This window comes from Pseudomonas sp. TMW22089 (assembly GCF_022496645.1).
Classification (GTDB): domain Bacteria; phylum Pseudomonadota; class Gammaproteobacteria; order Pseudomonadales; family Pseudomonadaceae; genus Aquipseudomonas; species Aquipseudomonas paraversuta.
Window position 1 is genome coordinate 1 of record NZ_SCFG01000013.1, and the last position, 21,675, is coordinate 21,675.

Below are 21,675 nucleotides of genomic sequence, written 5' to 3' on the forward strand. Positions count from 1 at the left end.
AAGGTGCTCTTCCGCAAAAAATAGTGAACTGACAGGAGGAAAGGTCTGTTTTTCGATTAAGTCGGTGTTTTTTGAACCTCAGACAGCTAGACCGTTAAAAACGGCTGCTTACTTCAGACCTTCCCTAAAGCCATTGAACGGTTTGAACTACGCACCGACCTGATGAAGCAATACCCCAACATATTGAATACCCTGCGCTCCAATCCGAACGCCGGTTTTGGCGGCCCTGTATCCGCGGCCATTGCCAATCATATGTACAGTAGAACCAACCAGGCCGCGATTGACGATGCGCGCTCAAAGCTGACCATAGAGCCACAGGGCAAGGGGACCTGGTTGTTACGCCTGCCCTTTGTCAATGTCGCGGTATTCGAAACGGCCGAGGGCCTGGTGCTGGTCGATAGCGGTTATGCACCCGCAGGGCCGGCTCTGCTTGAGGCGCTGCGCAAGATCAGTGACAAGCCGGTTAACACCATTATTATCACCCACCACCATGCCGACCATGCATTTGGTGCCTGGGCGCTGCTCGCGGCCGGAGAGAAGCCGCGCATCATTACCACTGACACTTTTCTTTCCGAACTGGCCACTGACATCAGGCTGGTCAACTTCTCCATGGTGCGCCTCAACAACCAGGACCCGCGGGATGTTCCGCGGCGCATGGAAGATACCATCCTGCCCACCGAAACCTTCCACGGCACCAAAACCCTTAGCATTGGCGGCGAAGACTTCGTATTGACCCAGGCCCGCGGAGAGTCTGCCGACCAGCTTTGGGTGAGCGTACCTTCACGCAAAGTGGTGGTCAGCGCCGACTTTTGGCAACCCTTCCTGCTCAATGCCGGCAATGGCAAGCGCCGTCAGCGCCATGTCGCCGAATGGGCACAGGCATTACGCGATATGGCCGCAACCAGACCGCAACGGGTACTGCCCATGCATGGCGCGGCAATGGTCTCTGGCGCTGAAGCTCAAGACAAGCTGCTGGCAGCTGCCCAGATGCTGGATTCGGCTGTCACCCAAGTGGCCAACGGGCTCAATGACGATAAACGTCCAGATGAAATCGTGGATGCCGTCAAGCTGCCTGAAAAACTGCAAGGGCGCACGGACATGGCGCAGACATACAACCGCTTTCAAGACGTTGCAAAAATGGTCTTGAAAGAAGATGGCGGCTGGTGGAATGGCGTGCCTTCGGATTGGTCCCCTGCCCCGCTCTCGGCCTTTGGCAGTGAAATAGTCGACCTGAGCGGCGGAATCGACAAATTGACCGCCCGAATTCGGGTATTGCAGGACGTTAATCCGGCCCTGGCCTGCAAACTGGCAGACATGGCCTACTTTGCGGCACCGGATAATAAAGACGTCCTGCAAGCATCTCTGGATGCGTACTCCAGACGCATTGTGCCAGGCGTTCCCACTCAAGAAGTGACGGTTTACCTGGAACACATGCTCACGCTCAAGCAACGTTTGAAGCATCTGAATAACCCGCCAGACCAGAGTAGCGCATCCCTCTGACCCACCTCTTTTTCAACGCACCAGTTCCTGCAGGTTAAAATGAAAACCAATAAAAAAAATATGGCATTGACCTTATCTTTACTGGCCGGACTCACCGCCTCTTGCACTGCGTTTTCCAAAGTCACACCTGAGGAAGCCGCTCAACTGGGGAAAAACCTTACCTGCCTGGGTGCAGAACGTGCAGGGAACGCTGCCGGCAGCATCCCCGCATTTACCGGCGAGTATGTAGATCAAGTACCGGGCTGGAATCACACCTTGTATTCCGGTGACCAACCCGTAGACCCGTTCAAGGATGAAGTGCCCGTTCTGGTGCTCACTTCAAGCAACTACAAGGAACACGCGGCCAATCTGACCGAGGGCCAGAAAGTCCTGTTCGAGAAATACCCTGACAGCTACAAAATGAACATTTATGCGGGCAAGCGGATCTTTGGAGTACCCGATTATGTCTGCCAGCACGCTCAGTGGAATGCCCTGAACGCCGAACTGGTGAATGACGGAATGGGTATCAAGGGCCTGGGGCAAGTGCCTTTCCCTATTCCTAAAAGCGGCCTGGAATTGCTGTGGAACCATATGCTGATCGCCGGGCCCTGGACCCAGGACATCACCCGTTCAAACGCATCGGTACTGCCTAACGGCAGTATTGGCTGGGGTAAAACCCGTCTTCGCGGCTTGTCACCTGCCAATAATCCGAACGAGCTACCGGTCTCCGAGGGCGTGCGTGCATTTTCCTGGAACTTCACCATGCAGCCACAACGGGATGCAGGTGTCAGCACGGTTTCACAGGACTACTACGACTGGAGCAAACAGGGACGTCTGGCCTGGAGTTATAACCCCGGGACTCGACGGGTTCGACAGTTGCCCGGGTTTGGCTTCGACCAGCCGATGATTGGCACCAATGGCACCATGGTCGTGGATGACGACCGCCTGTTCAACGGCTCGCCTGAACGTTACGAGTGGAAAAACCTGGGTAAAAAAGAGATCTACATCCCGGTCAACGCCTTTCGCGTCAACAGTGGTGCAGTTAAATACAGTGACTTGCTGACCCCCTCTCACCCTGATCCTGACTACCTGCGCTTTGAGCTGCGTCGAGTCTGGGTGCTGGAGGCCAACTTGAAAGAAGGCTATCGCCATTTGTACAGCAAGCGGGTCATTTACCTGGATGAGGATACCTGGGCCGGCACACTGGCGGACAACTACGATGCCCGCGGAAAAATCTGGAAGCACGCCATGATGAATTACTTCCAGCATCCGGACGCCAAGCTGGCGATTTCCGGGGTGCAGTTTTTCTATGACCTGAGTTCGAGGCAGTACACCGCTTACGGGCTGACCAACGAAGAGCGCAAAGGCCCGATCATGAACAATCTGAAGCTGACGGCCGATATGTACACCCCCGATGCATTGAGAGCGAGCGGCCGCTAAGCCTGCTCCCGGCCATAGAGCACTGCCTGCCCGTCGGTAAATGCGGGCATTGGCACTGCTCTTTGTACGCCTGCCAATCACCAGCCGTGAGCGGATTGAAGCTCACCCTTTTCTTGCACCGTCCGGTCAAGGCACTATGCATGGCGACGACTTTCAGTCAGACACCAAGCCGGGATCTTTTTCAGGGACGACGACATGACCAGGGTCTACCAGGGCAGCTGCCTTTGCGCAGCCGTCAGCTATGAACTGCTTACAGCGCCAAAGGCCGTCAGTCATTGCCATTGCAGCCAGTGTCGCAAAGGCCATGGTGCCGCATTCGCGTCTTATGCCAGCGTGCCCCGCAGCGCACTGCGGATACTCAGCGGCAGCACCAGCATCACGGGCTATTGCTCGTCGGCCTCGGTGCTGCGCGAGTTCTGCATGCACTGTGGTTCGACCTTGTTCTGGTCATGCTCTGAAGGCCAATTCAGAGAATGGGTTTCCATAGCGCTGGGCACTCTGGACACGCCCTTTACGCCGCCAAAGCAACAGCACCTGTATGTCGCTTCTGCCGTTCACTGGTACACACCCTTGCAAACATGCCCCCGGGACCCCATCGAAGGGCAGACCGTCAACCAGCCCGAATGACCGGCCAGTGGCGTCAGCTTGGGAACTGCAAAGGTGCGAACGGGTCAGCCGGGCTGACCCATGGTGGCTACTGCCCGAGTCGCGGCAAATAGATAGCAATACGGATAACAAAGAGGGTCAGGGCGCATCCGGCAGAACTACCGGCTGCGCCCTGACCCCAGGATGCCTGCATCCACAACATACAGGTGGTTTGCTTGACGAGGGCTAAGGAGTGGCGGGGCAAATATGCTCAAGCTATTGCAAGCACCGCGAACGGATCATGATTCGCGAAGGAACAATCCCTTGGGCAAGCGTGACCGCCGCCACTTGATCCCACTCCGACAAATTAAACTTTATTCAACATCAAATAATTATGGGTGGACACCAGCCCGACTCGAAGACGGTGTTCGGTGCCATAAATATCCATCACGTGGAGCGGCATCATCATTTTATTCGGCACCTGATGCTCGGCCCCGTTCTGTGCCCGATAATAAAATTGATGATTCTGGTCAGTGAGAAAATGCCCGATCACAACTTCACCGGCACGCGGGTGAAAGATACGCGGTGTAAAGTTTGGGAAGGCCGTGGCCAAGAGACTGTGCACCCGATAAAAATAGCCATCGGAGCCATACCAATTAGGTGGCTCCTGCATTCGTACGTGGCTTTCGCCAGGATAGGAAATATAGGTAAACGTTGTTTTTGAGCGAGTCACAGGACCTCGAGATGCCCACATCATCTCGCCCCCTATCGCTCCATCAGCACCGCTCGGGTGAGAAGTGACCGATTTGATTGGCACTTTGCGGCCGTTGGGCATGCGGATATTAACGTGTTGCTCAAATGCACGATACTCGCCCCCAGAAAACTTATTCGATGCAACCAGCGTATCCCTCAGATAACCTGAGCCGTCGGCTTTTCGATCACCAAAGTTCTCGTTCGGCAAGGACGGGAAGCTGACAGGCTCCACCTCGAACGAAGAGTTGAAGCGCCCGCGTTTATCACCCTCACCCAGGTCGTCGGTCACATCGCTGTAGTTGCTGCGAAATACCGTGCCATCACCGTTGGTAATGCGTGCCGCCAATCGGCGCGCAGCGCGGGCGCCGGTTGAAACATAAAAAGTGACGCACTGGTAGCCGCCGGGGCAGTCCGCCAGGGTTGCGTCCATCGAAGGAGAGATTAGAGCCGGGCCGAATGATTCAGATGTTTGCTCAATAGGCTCGGAGACTTTCGCGTCTGGATCATCTGCATAATCTGCATCATCAGCGCTGCTGTCACTGGTTTCAAACAGCTGCGGCTGTTCCAGCCTCAGGGATCTGATTGAATCAAGAAAGCCTCGATCCCAGATAAAGCCTCGATGGTGCCATGAACTGGTCCAGTCTCCGGAAAAGTTATCATTATAATCAATCAGGGCCGACGTGTTGTAATCAATCAGTCGAATCTGATCCAGATCACTTTTCGGGATAGTTGCAACATTACCTGCCGCATCTTTCGCCGCCAGACGCACGGTAACGCGTAACTGCTGGCGCTTATTGTTCAGCAGCGGATAACGGGCATTTTGCAGGTGCGCGTCGTTCTCGACAAACACTCGGAAGTACGAAAGCTGTTTCCAATTAGTCGCCTGTGTTGGCGACGAGTCAATAATAGACATGGGTTCATCCTTTATAATGAATAAACTAATTTAAGTAACGGACTGAACAATGAATATCCTGGCTGCACCCTACCCATCGGCACATCAAGATATCAATACAACTTGCGAGGGCAGCCACCTCTGTATGCAAGTTACGAAATAAAGTGTATAGCGGCCTGTTTACGCCGAACACAACCAGCCCGTGTAGACGGCGACATTACAAAAGCCATAGGGTCTTTATCTGTTTGTGAACACAGTGGTTAATTCGAACTTTGTTGTGGCCCGCGAAGGTACATAACTATTGGGGAGCCGGCCCGGGGTAAAAAAGCTGCTCTTGAGCCGGGAATGGAACTGCGCTGAGCAAGTGCCTGGTTCGATGTCATGCGGGCCACTGGTACAGGCCCGCGCTGGATCCGGCGGATTCAAGCCAGCAGTTCGATGATCCACTGCGCTTGCCGGGCGATCTCCTGCACCTTGTGCTCTGGCACGGCCTGCTGCGCCCGTGCCAGGTTGGCCAGGTTCTGCTGCTTGTGGCGCAGGATGCGCTGCCACTTGAGCAGGAACGCCGGGCTGCGGGCCTGCATCTGCAACGGCCCGAAGAACAGTTGCTCAGGGCTGTACAACACCGGCCCGTCGTGTTCGGCAACGATGATTTCGTAATCGAACCGGTTTTCCTGGAGCAATTCCTCGTGATGGATCCGGTAGCCGTTCTCCATCAGCCATTGGCGCAATGGTTGTTCGCCGCCGTTGGGCTGCAGGATCAGCCGTTCCTGGCCGCTGAGGCGGGCCTTGCCACTGTCAAGGATGTCACGGATGGTTTCACCGCCCATGCCGCAGATACTGATGGCAGTGATTGCGTCGCCCGGGGCGATTGCCGCCAGCCCGCTGGCCAGACGCACAGTAATGCGTTGCTCCATTGCGTTCTCGCGCACGGTACGTTCGGCCGCACTGAAAGGCGTCAATGCCACCTCGCCGGCCACCGCAAAGGTGATCAGGCCACGGCGCATCAACGCCACCGGCAAATAGCCATGGTCCGAGCCGATATCGGCCAGACGCGCACCCGCCGGCACATGCGCCGCGACACGCTCCAGGCGCATGGACAATGTATGTTGGTTCAACTGCAGTTCCTTATCACCACGAATGTCCGACCCCTCTGGCTGGCTCACGCCTCTATCGGGGGAGCAGCTTTGCATGCCAGCGTTGGTCGTCATGCCCCCTGCCCATTGTGACAAAAGCTGAGCGCCAAGCATAACCGGCGTACTGGCCGCGGGTGGCCCGTTACCGCTCGAAGTCGCTAGCGCCTGGCGATAGATACGGGTTGCCCTTTCGCGCTCGTTGCGCGCTATGTAATATCAGCGCAGGCTGATACTGCCTGCCGCTCGCGTCCGCAAGGAAAGGTGAAAGTATTGTTTCTGTTCCCGAATCCTCCCGTTTCTTTTGACAGTCGAGGTTTGGCAATGCGGGCACCGTGCGCCTCGACCTCAGGAGAACAACCATGATTTCGATCGAACAAGCCAAACAGATGGCCAGGCGGCTGCGTGCCTCCCGGGAACTGCTCGCGCAAGAGCTGACTCATGCCACGGCGCTGGAAACGGTGGCGCACTTGCTGGGCTACATGGACTGGAACACTGCGTCAGCAATACTGCCCGCCGAGAATCCCTTGCCGGTCATCAGGTTCGACAAGGCCATCCCGATCCTGCGGATGTTTGACGAAGCCAAGGCCCGGGAGTTCTATCTGGATTTTCTGGGATTCAGCGTCGAATTCGAGCACAGCTTCGAAGCGGATCTGCCGCTGTATCTGGGGATCAGCCGCAACGGTCTGCAACTGCATCTCTCCGAGCACCATGGCGATGCGAGCCCCGGGGCGACCCTATTTGTGCCGATGCACAATATCCAGTTGTTGCATGACGAACTCCAGGGCAAGCGCTACGGCTACGGACGCCCGGAGATTGTTCAGCAGGGCTGGGGGCAGGTTCTGGAAGTCCATGACCCCTTCGGCAACCGCATCCGCTTCTGTCAGGACTAAGACGTTGTTGGATTGAGCGTGGGCTTGGCAATGCGGCTGCCGGGCACATGATTAACTGTAGGAGCGAGCTTGCTCGCGAGCTCTTCGGGGCGTATCGGAAAGCTCGCGAGACAAGCTCGCTCCTACAGGGGTTGTGGGCTTGGCGATTCGGCTGCCGGATACATGAATTATCTGTAGGAGCGAGCTTGCCTCGCGAGCTCTTCGGGGCGTTTCGGAAAGCTCGCGAGACAAGCTCGCTCCTACAGGGGGGTGGGCTATCGATTCGGCTGTCGGGTACATGAATTATCTGTAGGAGCGAGCTTGCTCGCGAGCTGTTCGGGGTGTATCGGAAAGCTGGCGAGCAAGCTCGCTCCTACAGGGGTGTGGGCTATCGATTCGGCTGTCGGGTACATGAATTATCTGTAGGAGCGAGCTTGCTCGCGAGCTGTTCGGGGTGTATCGGAAAGCTCGCGAGACAAGCTCGCTCCTACAGGGGTGTGGGCTATCGATGCGGCTGCCGGGTACATGAATTATCTGTAGGAGCGAGCTTGCCTCGCGAGCTGTTCGGGGCGTTTCGGAAAAGCTCGCGAGACAAGCTCGCTCCTACAGGGGTGTGGGCTATCGATTCGGCTGTCGGGTACATGAATTATCTGTAGGAGCGAGCTTGCTCGCGAGCTCTTCGGGGCGTATCGGAAAAGCTCGCGAGCAAGCTCGCTCCTACAGGGCGTGGGGTTAGCGCTTGAGCTTGCGCTTGTTGCGGTACTGGTCGATCACCACCGCCACCACGATGATCAGGCCCTTGATGATGTCCTGGATGTAGGCATCAACCCCGACAAAGGTGAAACCACTGGCCATGACGCCAAGGATCAGTGCGCCGATCACCGTACCGGTAATGCGCCCTACTCCGCCCGCCAGGCTGGTACCGCCAATCACTGCCGCGGCAATTGCATCCAGTTCATAGGACATGCCCATGCCCGCCTGCCCGGTGGCAGCCCGTGCCGACGCCACGACGCCGGCCAGACCCGCCAGCAGACCGGCGATGCTGTAGACGATGATCAGGTGACGCTTGACGTTGATCCCCGAGGTACGCGCCGCCTGCATATTGCCGCCGATGGCGTAGGTGTACTTGCCATATTTGGTGTAGCGCAGGGCAATGTGGAATATCAGCGCCACCACCAGGAAGATGATGACCGGCATCGCCCCATGTCCGATGGCGGTGTAGGAGTCCGAGAGCATGCTCACCGGCTGGCCTTCGGTGTAGTAACGCGCCAGGCCACGGGCCGACACCATCATGCCCAGGGTGGCAATAAAGGGCGGAATCCCGGTAATCGCAATGATGCTGCCGTTGATCGCCCCCGCCAGCAGCCCCACGCCAAGCCCGGCCAGCACCGGGATCCACACCGGCAGGTCGGTCAGCGACGGGAATACCGCCCGGGTGAAATCAGAGGTTTGCGCCAGGCTGGCGGCAATCATCGCCGACAGCGCCAGCACCGAGCCCGATGACAGGTCGATACCGGTGGTGATGATCACCTGGGTGACACCAATGGCCAGCAAGCCAATCACCGACACTTGCAGGATCATCAGCACCAGACGCTGGGAGTTCATCAGGAAACTCTGGTCACGCACGATCCAGCCAAATACTTCAAACACCAGACCAATGCCGATCAGCACCAGAAAGATGCTCAGCTCGGTGGGGAACCGACGACGGCTTTTGGTTTTAGGCGGGGCCACGGCAGGCTTGTTTTCAGTTATTGCGTTCATGGACGTTTTCTCTCTTGTTCTGCTGCGCCACTGACCCTGTCGGGCCGCTGCACTGAAGTCATTAATGAATCGCGGTAATACCGGAGGCCAATTGCATGATTCGCTCCTGGCTCGCCTCGCTGCGGTCCAGGGTGCCCATCAGTTCACCTTCGTGCATGACCATGACCCGGTCGCTCATACCCAGCACTTCAGGCAGTTCCGATGAAATCATGATCACCGCCATGCCCTCGCTGGCGAGGAAGGAGATCAGCCGGTAAATCTCGACCTTGGCCCCGACGTCGATACCCCGGGTCGGCTCATCCAGAATCAATACCCGGGGGTTGGTCATCAGCCAGCGGGCCAGCAAGGCCTTTTGCTGATTGCCGCCGGACAGGGTGTCGATGCATTGCTCAAGGGAAGGGGTTTTGACCCGCAACTTTTTGCACATGTCTTCGCACAGGGCGCGCAGGGCTTTTTGCTGGATAAAACCATTGCCGGCGTAATGCGGCAGAATCGCCATTTCCATGTTTTCCAGCACCGACAGGCAGGGGAAAAGTCCGGTCAGCTTGCGGTCTTCGGTCAACAGGGCGAAGCCCTTCTCGATGGCCATGTTGGGACTGGTTATACGCACGGGCAGCCCGTCCAGCTGGATTTCTCCACCACTGCTCGGGGTGATGCCGAAAATGGTTTCGGCGATGTTGGTTCGTCCCGAGCCCATCAAACCGGCAATGCCCATGATCTCGCCTGCGTGCAGGTCAAACGAAACCCCCTTGAACACGCCGTCCAGACTCAGGTCGCGGACCGACAACAGCAGTTCGCCCAGCGGGTTTTCCCGCACCGGAAACAGCTGGTTCAATTCGCGCCCCACCATCATCGAGATCAGGCTGTCGCCGTCCATGCTGTCGGCCCGCTGCAGGCCGATATAGGCACCATCGCGAAACACTGCCACTTCGTCGGCGATGCTGAACACTTCGTTCATCTTATGGGTGATGTAGATGATGCCTTTGCCCTGGGACTTGAGGTCGGCAATGATCGAAAACAGGTGGGCGACTTCCTTGTCGGTAATGGCCGAGGTCGGTTCATCCATGATCAGGATGTCCGAGTTGTACGACACGGCCTTGGCAATTTCCACCATCTGCCGCTCGGCGATGCTGAGGTTGCCTACCAGTTCCTGGGGGTCGAGGTTGATCCGCAGACGCTCCAGCAGTTGCGCAGTGCAACGGAACATCTCGCGATGGTCGATCATGTGCAGCGCGTTGAGCTGCTCGCGGCCGATCCAGATATTTTCCGCAATGTTCATGTGCGGCATCAGGTTCAGTTCCTGATGGATCATGGCTATCCCTGCCTGCAAAGCCGCCAGGGGACCGGCGAAGGTCACGGGTTTGCCCCGCAGTCGCAACTCGCCGGAGTCGGGTTGATAGATACCGGCGATGATTTTCATCAGGGTCGACTTGCCGGCGCCGTTCTCCCCCATCAGGGCCAGAACCGAACCCGGACGTACCCGCAGTTGCACGTCATCAAGCGCCACTACGCCGGGAAAACCCTTGCTGACGTTGACCACCTCCAGCAGATAAGGAACCTCTTGAGGGAGAGCCGCAGGCGCGGGCGCCATGGTCGAGGTGCTTGAAACAGTCGCTGACGCGAGCATAGCCAGTACTCCTCAGATGCCTCGGTGAATGTCCGAGACAGCGGGCAAGGCTTGAGCCCTGCCGCATATTGTTGTTATTGGATTGAGATGACGACTACTTGAAATCCTTGGCATTGTCTTTGGTGATCAGCTGGAAAGGCACCCAGACCGCCTGCTCTACCGGTTCTTTCTTGATCATTTTCAGGGCGGTATCGACCGAGCCGTAGGCCTGGCCCTTGGCGTCCTGGAACACCGTGAGCGCCAGCTCGCCCTTCTCCACCGCACGCACGCCGTCGGGGGTGCCGTCGACACCGGCAATCAGCACAGTGCCGGGCTCGATGCCCGCCTGCTTCAAGGCCATTGCCGCACCGATGGCCATCTCGTCGTTGTTGGAGACCACCGCATCAAACTTGCGGCCCTGGGTCAGCCAGTCGTTGGTCAGGGTCATGCCTTTGTCTCGCAGCCAGATCCCGGTCTGCTCCTGGTCAACCTTGATATCGGGGTACTTGGTCAGTTCCTCTTTCACGCCTTTGGTGCGGTTGGTGGTGGCGTTGTTGGCCAGATCGCCCAACAGGATGACGATATCGCCCTTGCCACCCATTTTTTTCGCCAGGTATTCCATCTGCATCTGACCGGCTTCTATATCTTTGGAGGCCACGGTGGCAACGCCCGGCGGCAGTTTTTCATCATCCGGGCGGCGATTGACGTAGACCAGCGGAATCCCGGCCTTGACCGCTGCTTCGGTGATTTTGCGGGTCGCGGCGGTGTCCACCGGGTTAACCACAATGGCGTCGACTTTCTGGCTGATAAAATTTTCGACCTGACTCAGCTGCTTGACCACGTCAGCGCGGGCATCTTCAAACTGCAACTGCACGCCTTCGGGGTTGCTCTTGGCTCTTTCGTTCATCGACTCACGCAAGTAAGTCAGATACGTGTCATCGAACTGGGACATGCTCACACCGATTTTTACGTCGGCCATGGCTGCGCCGCTGGCCAGCATCATCGACAGTGCAAGGGAAGCAAAACGTAGGCGGTGTTTCATTAGGGCAGTCTCCACATTCTTGTTGGTTTTATAGATGCGGTACGTACTTGAATGACAGCTGAGGCCAGGTCTCGCTGACCTGGAATTGACTCTATTGGAAAATAATTTCTATATCAACCGTATTTAGAATTTATTAAAAAAATAATTCTATTTTAGCTTGCCTGATCGAGCCGGATGACTTGCCTGCGCTCGGCACTCAGGCGTGCCGCGTCCAGCACCCGCAGGGCTTGCAACGCATCCTGCGGGTCCACCGGCACTGCCCCCTGGTGTTTTACCGCGTCGATCATTTGCAGATAAAACTGCTGCCAGCGGCCATGTTCGGTGGGTACCCGCTCACGCTCGGCCCCCTGCTCGAACCAGCCCCAGCGCCGATGCTCTTCGGCGCCCCAACGCTCACCTTCGGTTTTGGGCGACAACCCGGCGAGCACTGCCGCCTCTTGTCCGTCAAAGCCTTCAACGCTGTAGCTGCCCAGGCTGCCGGTCACCCGAAACCTGGGGCGTGGACTGCTTTGCAGGCAACTGCCACCGATGTGGGAAACCACGCCATTGGCGTGGGTCAGGGCGATGAAGAAAGTGTGATCGATGCCGGGGTGCCCGGGGCTATCGGCCAGTTCGGCGTAAACCGTCTGCACCGGGCCGAACAGCTGCAGCGCCTGGTCAACCAGATGGCTGCCCAGATCCCGCAGCCAGCCACCGCCGCTGGCATCCCCCACCGAATCGGGAGCAAAGCGCTCAACGAATGATTCAAAGCGGGTGACCTGGCCCAGGGCAGCGGCATCCAGCAATTTGCGGATGGTCAGAAAATCCGAGTCCCAGCGCCGGTTTTGATACACGCTCAACAGCACGTTCTGACGTTGAGCTGCGGCCACTAATTGTTCGGCCTGATGGGTATCGGCGGCGAAAGGCTTGTCACTGACCACCGGCACACCCAGCTCGATGGCCTGCATGACCAGCTCCGGGCGGCCTTGCAGCGGGGTAGAAATCACCAGTAGATCAACCCCGGCTTCGACCATCTGGCCCAGGCTGTCCCAGGCCTTGACCCCGGGGTATTCGCTGGCCAACAAGCGGCGCCGCTCAGGCGAGCGGGTAACAACCCCGGCGAACGTGATGCCGGGCAAACTGGCAATCAGCGGAGCATGAAAAAAACGGCCACCGTGGCCAAAACCGACAAGTCCAATACGCATAAAGCCTCCATGTACCCGGGCGAACCTGTCTCCTGCAGGAGCGAGCTTGCCTCGCGAGCTTTTGATCTTGAAGAGCTCGCGAGGCAAGCTCGCTCCTGCAGGTTTTTCTGGTATTTGGTTTATTGGGCGTGCGGGCCGTAAAACCCCGGGCGCTCCGGCAACTGCACTTTGACGATTGCCCCGCTCTGCTGCGCTTCGATGCAAGCATCGGCTGCCACCGCAGCAGCAAAACCGTCCCATGCCGAGGGGCCGCCTACCCGGCCTGCACGCACGGCGTCGATGAACGCTTGCAACTCAACGTCGTAGGCGCCGATGAAACGGTCTTTCCAGTCCATCAAAATGGCGTTGGACAGCTTGGCGCCGCTGCGCAGTTGCACTTGCGACGGCTCCGGAAGTTTGGCAATCCCGGTCTCGCCCACCACTTCGCACTGAATGTCATAGCCGTACTGGCAGTTAACAAACACCTCAACATCGATCCGCGTGCCCTTGGCCGTTTCCAGCAGCACGATTTGCGGGTCTTTGAGATGGGCCAGGGCTTTGCTGGTCTTGCGCGGGAACACCACTTGCACCGAAACGTAGTCGTCATCCAGCAACCAGCGCAGCACGTCCAGTTCATGGATCAGGGTGTCGGTGATCGCCATGTCTGTCTTGTAGTTCTCGCCCACCGTCGGGTTGCGGTGCGCGCAGTGCAGCATCAACGGCTCGCCGATCTGGCCGCTGTCGATCACGGCTTTGAGTGCGCGGTAGCCCTCGTCATACGGACGCATGAAGCCGACCTGGACCAGACGCTTGCCATGGGCAACTTCTGCATCAACGATGGCCCGGCAGCCGGCGGCCGTCACTGCCAACGGCTTCTCGCAGAACACCGGCTTGCCGGCCTTGATCGCGGCCAGCACAAACTCTTCATGGCTTGGCCCCCAGGATGTCACCAGCACCGCATCGACTTCCGGTGCATTGATCAGGGCATGCCCGTCCGGGTACACCTCGGCGCTCAGCCCCAGATCAGCCACCACCTGGGCGGCTTGCAGCAGATTGATATCGGTGACGGCCACCACCTGGCTGTTGAGCAAGGTCTGGCTGCACCGACGGATATGGTCACGACCGATGGCGCCGGTACCGATCACGCCAAGCTTCAGGGAATTAGTGTTCAACGACATATGCCTGCTCCTGTTGGATTTTTTGTCAGAGGTTTGCGATCAGTACTGCCGGGCTTTGGAAAGTGCGAGGTTGAGCTTTTGTGCCGCCGCATCGGTCCGCGGGCTGGTGGACACCTGGGCCACACCCACCCGCCACCAGGTCAGGTAGCTGTGGATCATGGTTTTGGGCAGCACCTTGATGTCGATCAGGGTCGAGACCGTTTGCAAACGTGCATCGGCCAGTGCCATATGCAACTGTTCAAGGGTGCTGACCTTGTAGGTTTTGCAACCGTAGGCCGCCGCGCTCATGGCGAAGTCCACCGGCACAAAACCACCGTCGAGCTTGCCGGTTTGCGCATTGCGATAACGGAATTCGGTGCCGAAGCTGTCCATCCCGTTGCCCATCTGCAAGTTGTTGATGCAGCCGAAGGTCATGTTGTCGAACAGCACCACGTTGATCTTGCGCCGCTCCTGAATCGAGGTCGGCAGCTCGGAGTGCAGCATCATGTAGGAACCGTCGCCCACCAGCGCGTAGACCTCACGCCCGGGTTCGGCGAGCTTGACCCCCAGCGCCGCGTTGACTTCGTAGCCCATGCACGAGTAGCCGTATTCCAGGTGATAGGTGTTGACCCCCTTGCTACGCCAGGCCCGCTGCAAGTCACCGGGCAGGCTGCCTGCCGCGGCCACGATCACCGCGTCGTCGGCCAGGCTGTGGTTGAGCACGCCCAGCACCTGGCTTTGGGTCAGGCATGAACCGGTCAGCTCGATAAACTCGCGCAGCACCGCCGGGTCAAGGTGGTCGGTGATCTCGGGGGCGAAGTCCGGCTGCTGATAGTCGACCTGATAAACCCGGTCGACTTCCGCGTCCAGTTGCGCCCTGGCCAATTCGGGGGCATCACCCCAGTCTGAGCGATAGCCCTGTTGCCCGAGGATCTCGCCCAGGGCTTGCAGCGCGGCCCGGGCATCGGCCAGCACTTGCACGCCATCGAGTTTCAGGGCATCGCAAGGGCTGATGTTGAGGTTGAGAAACTCCACCTCCGGGTGCTGAAACAAGGATTTCGACGAGGTGGTGAAGTCGGTATAGCGGGTGCCGATGCCGATGATCAGATCGGCTTGCGCGGCCAGCAAGTTGGCGGCCAGGCAACCGGTCTCGCCGATCCCGCCGACGTTCAGCGGGTGCGCCGAGACAATCGCGCTTTTGCCGGCCTGGGTTTCGGCGAACGGAATATCAAAGCGCTCGGCAAAGGCCTGCAGGGCTGCGTTGGCCGCGGAGTACTTGACCCCGCCCCCGCAGATGATCAGCGGCTTGCGTTTACGCGCAACGATGGCCTGGGCGTCGGCCAGCATCGCCGGGGTCGGCAAGCGACGGTCGATGCGGTGCACGCGTTTTTGCAGGAAGTAATCCGGGTAATCGTAGGCTTCAGCCTGAACGTCCTGTGGCAGGGCCAGGGTGACGGCGCCGGTTTCAGCCGGGTCGGTGAGCACGCGCATGGCCTGGATGGCCGCGCTCATCAACTGCTCGGGACGGTTGATGCGATCCCAGTATTTACTCACGGCCTTGAATGCATCGTTGGTGCTGATGCTCAGGTCGTGGAATTGCTCGATCTGCTGCAGTACCGGGTCAGGCTGACGGCTGGCATAGACATCGCCCGGCAGCAGCAACAACGGGATCCGGTTGGCGGTGGCAGTGGCCGCGGCGGTGAGCATATTGGCAGCCCCGGGGCCGACCGACGAGGTGCAGGCGTAAATCTTGCGTCGCAGGTTCTGCTTGGCGAAGCCGATCGCGGCATGGGCCATGCCCTGCTCGTTGCGGCCTTGATGCACCACCAGATCGCCGCTGTCCTGCTCCAGCGCCTGGCCCAGCCCCAACACGTTGCCGTGACCAAAAATGGTGAAAATCCCGGCGATAAACTTGCTCTCGACCCCATCGACTTCGACGTATTGGTTATCGAGAAATTTCACCAGGGCCTGGGCCATGGTCAGTCGTGTCGTACTCATGTTTTCACCCTGAAAAAATACCTGTCCCGACTACTTGCTGCACGCTGCAGGAGCAAGCTCGCTCCTGCAGGTCAGGTGGGAGTTGTGGGGTTGGCTATTTGGCCGTCGGCATGCTGAATTCCGGACCCTTGGCGATGCTGTCCGGCCAGCGCTGCATCACGCTTTTGTAACGGCTGTAGAAGCGGATACCTTCTTCGCCGTAGGCGTGGTGATCACCAAACAGCGAACGTTTCCAGCCCCCAAATGAATGCCAGGCCATCGGCACCGGAATCGGCACATTGATGCCCACCATGCCGACCTTGATCGTGCGGGCAAAGGCCCGGGCCACGCCGCCGTCGCTGGTGAAGCAGGACACGCCGTTGCCGAATTCATGGGCATTGATCAACGCCACCGCACTGGCAAAGTCAGGCACCCGGACAATCCCCAGTACCGGGCCGAAAATCTCTTGCTGGTAGATACTCATCTCAGGGGTGACCTGGTCGAACAGGGTGGCGCCAACAAAGAACCCCTGCTCTGCGCCCGGCACTTTCAGGTCGCGACCGTCGACAATCAACTGTGCGCCCTGGGCCACGCCCTGATCGATGAAACCGATGACCTTGGCCTTGTGCTCAGCGGTCACCAGCGGCCCCATTTCGCTGTCCGGCTGCAAGCCATTGCCGACCTTGAGCCGGTCGATGCGCGGCAGCAGTTTTTCGATCAATTTGTCGGCCACATCACCCACGGTCACGGCAATCGAGATCGCCATGCAACGCTCGCCTGCCGAGCCGTAAGCCGCACCGATCAGTGCATCCGCCGCCTGATCCAGATCGGCATCGGGCATCACGATCATGTGGTTCTTTGCCCCGCCCAATGCCTGGACCCGTTTGCCCCGCGCGGTGCCCTGCTGATAGATGTACTCGGCAATCGGCGTGGAGCCGACAAACGACATGGCTTCGATGTGCGGATGCTGCAACAGCGCATCGACCGCGCTCTTGTCGCCTTGCACCACGTTGAATACACCATCCGGCAGGCCGGCTTCAGTCAGCAGGCGCGCCATCAGCAGGCTGGCTGACGGATCACGCTCCGAAGGCTTGAGGATGAAGCAGTTGCCCGTGACCAGCGCCAGCGGAATCATCCACAGCGGCACCATGACCGGGAAGTTGAACGGGGTGACCCCGGCGCACACGCCCAGGGGCTGGCGCAGGTTCCAGTTATCGATACCGCCACCGATGTTGTCGCTGAAATCGGTTTTCAACAGAGCCGGCGCACCGCAGGCATATTCAACAATTTCAATGCCGCGGGTCACTTCGCCCTTGGCATCGGAAAACACCTTGCCGTGTTCGCGGCAGATGATTTCAGCCAGTTCATCGTGGTGTTCGTCGAGCAGTTGCTTGAACTTGAACATCACCCGCGACCGGCGCAAGGACGACTGTTCGGACCAGGCCGGAAATGCCTTGAGTGCCGAAGCCACGGCCTCGTCTACGGTGTGCTGGCTGGCCAGTGCCACCCGTGCCTGCACGGCGCCGGTGGCTGGATTGAATACGTCGCTGAAACGCTCGCCGCCTGTGTCCTGGAGCTGGCCGTTGAGGTAGTGACCGATAACCGGGGTAGTGCTCATTATTGTTCTCCGAAAACGTTAAAGATCCATCAGCCAGCTGTGCTGCGGGTCGTTGTGAAATTGCCAGACGCGTTTGGGGCCGGCCATGACGTTGAGGTAATAGGATTCATAGCCATAGGGCACGCTGACCGGGTGGTAGCCCTTGGGCACCACCACCAGGTCGCTGTTCTCCACTGCCATGGCCTGATCGAGGCTGCGGTCATCGGTGTAGACCCGTTGGAACACGAAGCCCTGGGGCGGGTTGATCCGGTGGTAATAGGTTTCTTCGAGAAAGCTCTGGTGCGGCAGATCGTCGGTGTCGTGTTTGTGCGGTGGATAGCTGGACGAGTGCCCGGACGGGGTGCGCACCTCCACCACCAGCAGCGAATGCGCAGGCTCGGTGTCGGGCAGAATGTCGCAGACATAGCGGGTATTGGCGCCTTTGCCGCGCACGCTGCGCTTCATGGCCTCGGGTTTGATCAGACGTGCACCCAGCCCGGCGGTGGCCGAACCCGGTGCGGCACAGACAGCGATTTGCACCTCGCCCAAGGCCAGTACCCGGGCCTGACTGCCTGGCGGCAGGTAGGCAGCGAACGGCGATTTGTCCTCGAATACCGAGTCGCGATCGCCAATATCGGCCCAGCTGAAAGCGCCCTTGCCCGGCTCTTCGCCACTGATGGTGACCCGCCCGCTGAGCAGCACCAGGCACAGCTCCTGATCGCCGGCGCTGACCGGCAGATGTTCGCCGGCGGCCAGGCGATAAGCGCTAAAACCCACGTACTCCAGCGTCCCCTGTGGCAGTTCGACCATGGTTTTACCCGTGGCCTGACTCTTGATCAGCAAGCTCATTTTCCGATCCTCGCATCCAGCAGGCCGCGCAGGGTTTGATAGCCCTTTTGCGCATAGGCAAAACTCGGCGCCACGGCCGGGTCCTGTTCGGCTTCAACCACCAGCCAGCCGTGGTAATCGGCAGCCAGCAACACATCGAGCAATGCCGCGAAATCAATGTCGCCATCGCCGGGCACGGTGAAGGTGCCGTTGATGATGCAGTCCGGGAAGCTCCACAAGTTGTTGCGTGCCAGTTGCACCACGGCCTTGCGCACATCCTTGAAGTGCACGTGGCAGACGCGGTCAATATGTTTGCGCAACACCTCGAGCGGCTCGCCACCGCCCATGTAGCAATGGCCGGCGTCGAACAGCAGACCCACTTCGGGGCCGGTCAGGCTCATCAGGGTGTCGATGTCCGACGGCGACTCTACATAGGCGCCCATGTGATGGTGATAAGCCAGGCGCACGCCCTGGGACAGGGTGAACTGTGCCAGTTCATTGAGCTTGTCGGCATAGGTTTGCCACGCCTGTTCGGTGTGAAAACGCGGGCGCTCGACCAATGGAATGCGCTGGCCCTGGATCGAGTCGGCGACTTCGCCATAGACCAGCACCCTGGCTCCGTTTTCGGCCAGCAACTGCACGTGACTGGCGATTGCGTCGATCTCCTCGGCCGCCGAGCGCCGGGCCAGGCGGCTGGAATACCAGCCCGAGACCAGTGCCAGATCGTAGGGACGCAGCACATCGCCGACGCCCTTGGCGTCCTTGGGGAATTTGCCGTTGAGTTCGAAACCCTCGTAACCGATTTGCTTGCCTTCACTGAGCGCCGTGCTCAATGGCGTCTCGCCGCCCAATGACGGCAAGTCATCGTTACTCCAGGAAATCGGGTTGATGCCAATACGAATAGCGGGCATGGCTGCACCTATTATTGTTTTCTGAATTAAACAGCACCCTGCGGCTGTACTTGAACCTGTGCCTGAAGCTGGATCTGGATCTGGATCTGGACCTCTGGACCTGGACCTGAACCTGGACCTGAACCTGAACCTGAACCTGAACCTGAACCTGAATCTGGACCTCTGAACCTGAACCTGAATCTGAATCTGTAGGAGCGAGCTTGCTCGCGAGCTTTTGATCTTGAAGAGCTCGCGAGCAAGCTCGCTCCTACAGATGCAGATGCAGATGCAGATGTATGCGCAGATGTAGATGTATGCGCAGATGCAGATGCAGGTCCAGGTGCCGATGTAGATACAGGTGCCGATACAAGGACAGATACAGGAACCGGGTTAGCGGCGGGCCGCTTGCCAGGATTCGATAAGCTGCACAAACGTGCCCTGCACCTGTTCAATCAATGTTTGATCATTGATCTCCCCCGCCAACCAGGCACGGCTTGGCTCCTGGAAGATCGTGCGGCCCACGGCAAAACCGCGGCAGGTGCTGCTGTGACGTGCCTGGCGGAAACCTTCTGCCAGTGCTTGTGCCGGGGCATTCAGGCCCAGCAGCACCACGCCCCGGCAATAGGGGTCGCGCTCCTGAATCAGCGCATCAAGCTGCTCCCAGACCTCTGGCGTCTGGGCCTCGATTTTCCACCAGGCCGGATAAATACCCAGGTTGTACAAGCGCTTCAACGCCCGGTACAGCACATCGGGATGAGTCGAAGGGTGATCCTTGGGCGGGATGATCTCCAGCAACAGTTCATGGCCGCTGACCAGGGATGCCTCATACAGCCCCTTGATCTGCGCTTCCTGCTCCAGGCGCAGCAGCGGCTCGTCGTCGGGGTGAAACTGCACCAGACACTTGATGATGTGTTCCTGGGGCCAGCCAATCAGGTTGCTGCCAATCGAGCGACCATGCTCAAAGGCCAGTGGCCGTGAACCCTGGACCTCTACCGGGCGGGCAATCCACCAGCCGCGACCGGTGGCAGCATTCAGTGAGTCCTGGGCAAAACGCTGGTCGGCCAGCAACCCGACATCGGCGTCGATGCCCTGACGCCGCAGGTCAGTTTCAACCCGCTCGACCGCGCGGATAAACAGCTGTTTGAGCGCGCAGATACTGTTGTGATCGCGGCCATACTGCTGGGCCACTTCAACCAGCTGCCAGCGGTGATCGAAGGCGAACACAAACAGTTGTTTCCACTGCTTGCGCGGCACACTGACCCGGTGCAAGCGCTGTAATGCCACGTCCTGATCCGGGCGGGTGATCGGCACCGGGCTGCTGAACAGGTAGTCGAGTTCGGCAGGCGTCGGCATCGCCGGAGCACAGGCATGGCGCGACACCACCAGGCCGCCGCAGGCATTGGCCAGCTGGCTGCAGCGCTCATCGCTGGCATCCTTGAGCCAGCCGCTGAGGAAACCGGACATAAAGGCATCCCCGGCCCCCAGCACATTCAGTACCTCAACCCGCACGCCGGGATAAATGGCACCGTCTTCAAGCCGCGCCGGGATCTGGCCCTGGATCACCGTGCAGCCCTGGGAACCGAGCTTGACCACCAGCGTTGCCGCAGTCAGCGCCCGTACTGCACGCAATGCCGCCAGCAGGTCGGTGCCGCCGCCGGCAATCAGAAATTCTTCTTCAGTGCCCACGATCAGGTCAAAGCGCGGCAGGATCGATTGCACGTGGGCGGTGACTTTGCTGTCTTCGACAAAGCGTGTTTCGCCATCGGCCTTGCCCGCCAGGCCCCAAAGCACCGGCCGGTAATCGATATCCAGAATACGTTTGACGTTGTGCTGTTCGGCGTATTCCAGCGCCTGGACGCTGGCCTGATACACGCCTTCGGTGGAGAAATGGGTACCGGTAATCAGCAGGGCCTTGCTCGAGGCTATGAAGGCCGGGTCGATGTCTTCTGCGCGCAACGCCATGTCGGCGCAATTTTCGCGGTAGAACACCAGCGGGAAGGTTTCGCGGTCTTTAAGGCCCAGCAGCACCAGGGCGGTCAGACGCTGCGGATCAACAGTGATGGCGCTGACGTCACAGCCTTCACGAGCCAGTGACTCGGTGAGAAAGCGCCCCATATGGTCATCCCCCACCCGGCTCAGCATGGCCGAGCGCAAGCCCAGGCGCGCAGTACCAAAGGCAATGTTGGCCGATGAGCCACCCAGGTATTTGGCAAAGCTGCTGACATCCTCCAGCCGCGCGCCGACTTGCTGCGAGTAGAGGTCGACGCCCAGGCGTCCAAGGCAGATCAAATCCAAATCACGCCCTGTGGCAAAACGAGTCTGTCCCATGCTGGCTCCTGTTATTTTTATCAGCCTGCACTCATCACCCCGAAGGTTGAGCGCTCTTTGTGAGATGAAGACTAAAACGTCCGGACACAATAAACAATATTTATTCCATAATTTTTTAATGTAGAATTTTTGTTCCATATTGATCCAAAGGGATCAATTTTCGACCCTGTAA

Annotated in this window: 16 protein-coding genes; 4 read left to right on the forward strand and 12 right to left on the reverse strand. The window is 58.7% G+C overall.

Features of this window, described 5'->3' with window-relative positions; all coding sequences use genetic code 11:
- The first annotated feature begins 162 nt into the window (after nucleotides 1-162).
- From EQV90_RS13775 to EQV90_RS13785, 3 genes are all read left to right on the forward strand, one after another.
- Entirely contained in the window at nucleotides 163-1,500 is a 1,338-nt protein-coding gene (locus EQV90_RS13775) for an MBL fold metallo-hydrolase (protein WP_240878239.1), read from the forward strand.
- Nucleotides 1,501-1,539: 39 nt separating this feature from the next.
- Nucleotides 1,540-2,919, forward strand: coding sequence for a DUF1329 domain-containing protein (locus tag EQV90_RS13780; RefSeq protein WP_003447641.1), 1,380 nt, complete (start codon nucleotides 1,540-1,542; stop codon nucleotides 2,917-2,919).
- Between the two features lie 195 nt (nucleotides 2,920-3,114).
- Complete coding sequence (locus EQV90_RS13785; RefSeq protein ID WP_240878240.1) at nucleotides 3,115-3,546, forward strand: GFA family protein; 432 nt, start codon at nucleotides 3,115-3,117, stop codon at nucleotides 3,544-3,546.
- A 325-nt stretch (nucleotides 3,547-3,871) separates the two neighbouring features.
- On the opposite strand, the gene EQV90_RS13790 is transcribed toward EQV90_RS13785, so the two are convergent.
- Nucleotides 3,872-5,170, reverse strand: a complete 1,299-nt coding sequence (locus EQV90_RS13790) for a hypothetical protein (protein WP_240878242.1) — start codon at nucleotides 5,168-5,170, stop codon at nucleotides 3,872-3,874.
- A gap of 401 nt (nucleotides 5,171-5,571) precedes the next feature.
- On the reverse strand, nucleotides 5,572-6,267 hold the full coding sequence (locus EQV90_RS13795; protein ID WP_003447634.1) for a tRNA (adenine(22)-N(1))-methyltransferase TrmK: 696 nt from the start codon (nucleotides 6,265-6,267) through the stop codon (nucleotides 5,572-5,574).
- Between the two features lie 377 nt (nucleotides 6,268-6,644).
- On the opposite strand from EQV90_RS13795, the gene EQV90_RS13800 reads away from it, so the two are divergent.
- Entirely contained in the window at nucleotides 6,645-7,175 is a 531-nt protein-coding gene (locus EQV90_RS13800; protein ID WP_240878243.1) for a glyoxalase superfamily protein, read from the forward strand.
- A 711-nt stretch (nucleotides 7,176-7,886) separates the two neighbouring features.
- Here the strand turns inward: EQV90_RS13800 and EQV90_RS13805 are convergent.
- The 10 genes from EQV90_RS13805 to iolC form a co-directional block, all read right to left on the reverse strand.
- Nucleotides 7,887-8,915, reverse strand: coding sequence for an ABC transporter permease (locus EQV90_RS13805; protein ID WP_003447631.1), 1,029 nt, complete (start codon nucleotides 8,913-8,915; stop codon nucleotides 7,887-7,889).
- A gap of 61 nt (nucleotides 8,916-8,976) precedes the next feature.
- Nucleotides 8,977-10,542, reverse strand: coding sequence for a sugar ABC transporter ATP-binding protein (locus tag EQV90_RS13810; RefSeq protein WP_240878244.1), 1,566 nt, complete (start codon nucleotides 10,540-10,542; stop codon nucleotides 8,977-8,979).
- Nucleotides 10,543-10,636: 94 nt separating this feature from the next.
- The gene (locus tag EQV90_RS13815; protein WP_003447628.1) at nucleotides 10,637-11,563 is read right to left on the reverse strand and encodes a sugar ABC transporter substrate-binding protein; all 927 of its coding nucleotides are present in this window, start codon (nucleotides 11,561-11,563) and stop codon (nucleotides 10,637-10,639) included.
- A 152-nt stretch (nucleotides 11,564-11,715) separates the two neighbouring features.
- Nucleotides 11,716-12,747: a Gfo/Idh/MocA family oxidoreductase gene (locus tag EQV90_RS13820; RefSeq protein WP_003447626.1), complete on the reverse strand. Its 1,032-nt coding sequence runs from the start codon at nucleotides 12,745-12,747 to the stop codon at nucleotides 11,716-11,718.
- Nucleotides 12,748-12,866: 119 nt separating this feature from the next.
- Nucleotides 12,867-13,904, reverse strand: coding sequence for a Gfo/Idh/MocA family oxidoreductase (locus EQV90_RS13825; protein WP_003447624.1), 1,038 nt, complete (start codon nucleotides 13,902-13,904; stop codon nucleotides 12,867-12,869).
- Between the two features lie 39 nt (nucleotides 13,905-13,943).
- Nucleotides 13,944-15,881, reverse strand: coding sequence for a 3D-(3,5/4)-trihydroxycyclohexane-1,2-dione acylhydrolase (decyclizing) (iolD, locus tag EQV90_RS13830; protein WP_003447622.1), 1,938 nt, complete (start codon nucleotides 15,879-15,881; stop codon nucleotides 13,944-13,946).
- A 94-nt stretch (nucleotides 15,882-15,975) separates the two neighbouring features.
- Nucleotides 15,976-17,478, reverse strand: a complete 1,503-nt coding sequence (locus EQV90_RS13835) for a CoA-acylating methylmalonate-semialdehyde dehydrogenase (RefSeq protein WP_003447620.1) — start codon at nucleotides 17,476-17,478, stop codon at nucleotides 15,976-15,978.
- A gap of 18 nt (nucleotides 17,479-17,496) precedes the next feature.
- Nucleotides 17,497-18,306, reverse strand: coding sequence for a 5-deoxy-glucuronate isomerase (gene iolB / locus EQV90_RS13840; protein WP_240878245.1), 810 nt, complete (start codon nucleotides 18,304-18,306; stop codon nucleotides 17,497-17,499).
- On the reverse strand, nucleotides 18,303-19,196 hold the full coding sequence (iolE, locus tag EQV90_RS13845) for a myo-inosose-2 dehydratase (protein WP_240878246.1): 894 nt from the start codon (nucleotides 19,194-19,196) through the stop codon (nucleotides 18,303-18,305). The genes iolB and iolE overlap by 4 nt, the downstream gene beginning before the upstream one ends.
- Before the next feature lie 369 nt (nucleotides 19,197-19,565).
- Entirely contained in the window at nucleotides 19,566-21,503 is a 1,938-nt protein-coding gene (iolC, locus tag EQV90_RS13850; RefSeq protein WP_003447611.1) for a 5-dehydro-2-deoxygluconokinase, read from the reverse strand.
- Nucleotides 21,504-21,675: the final 172 nt, after the last annotated feature.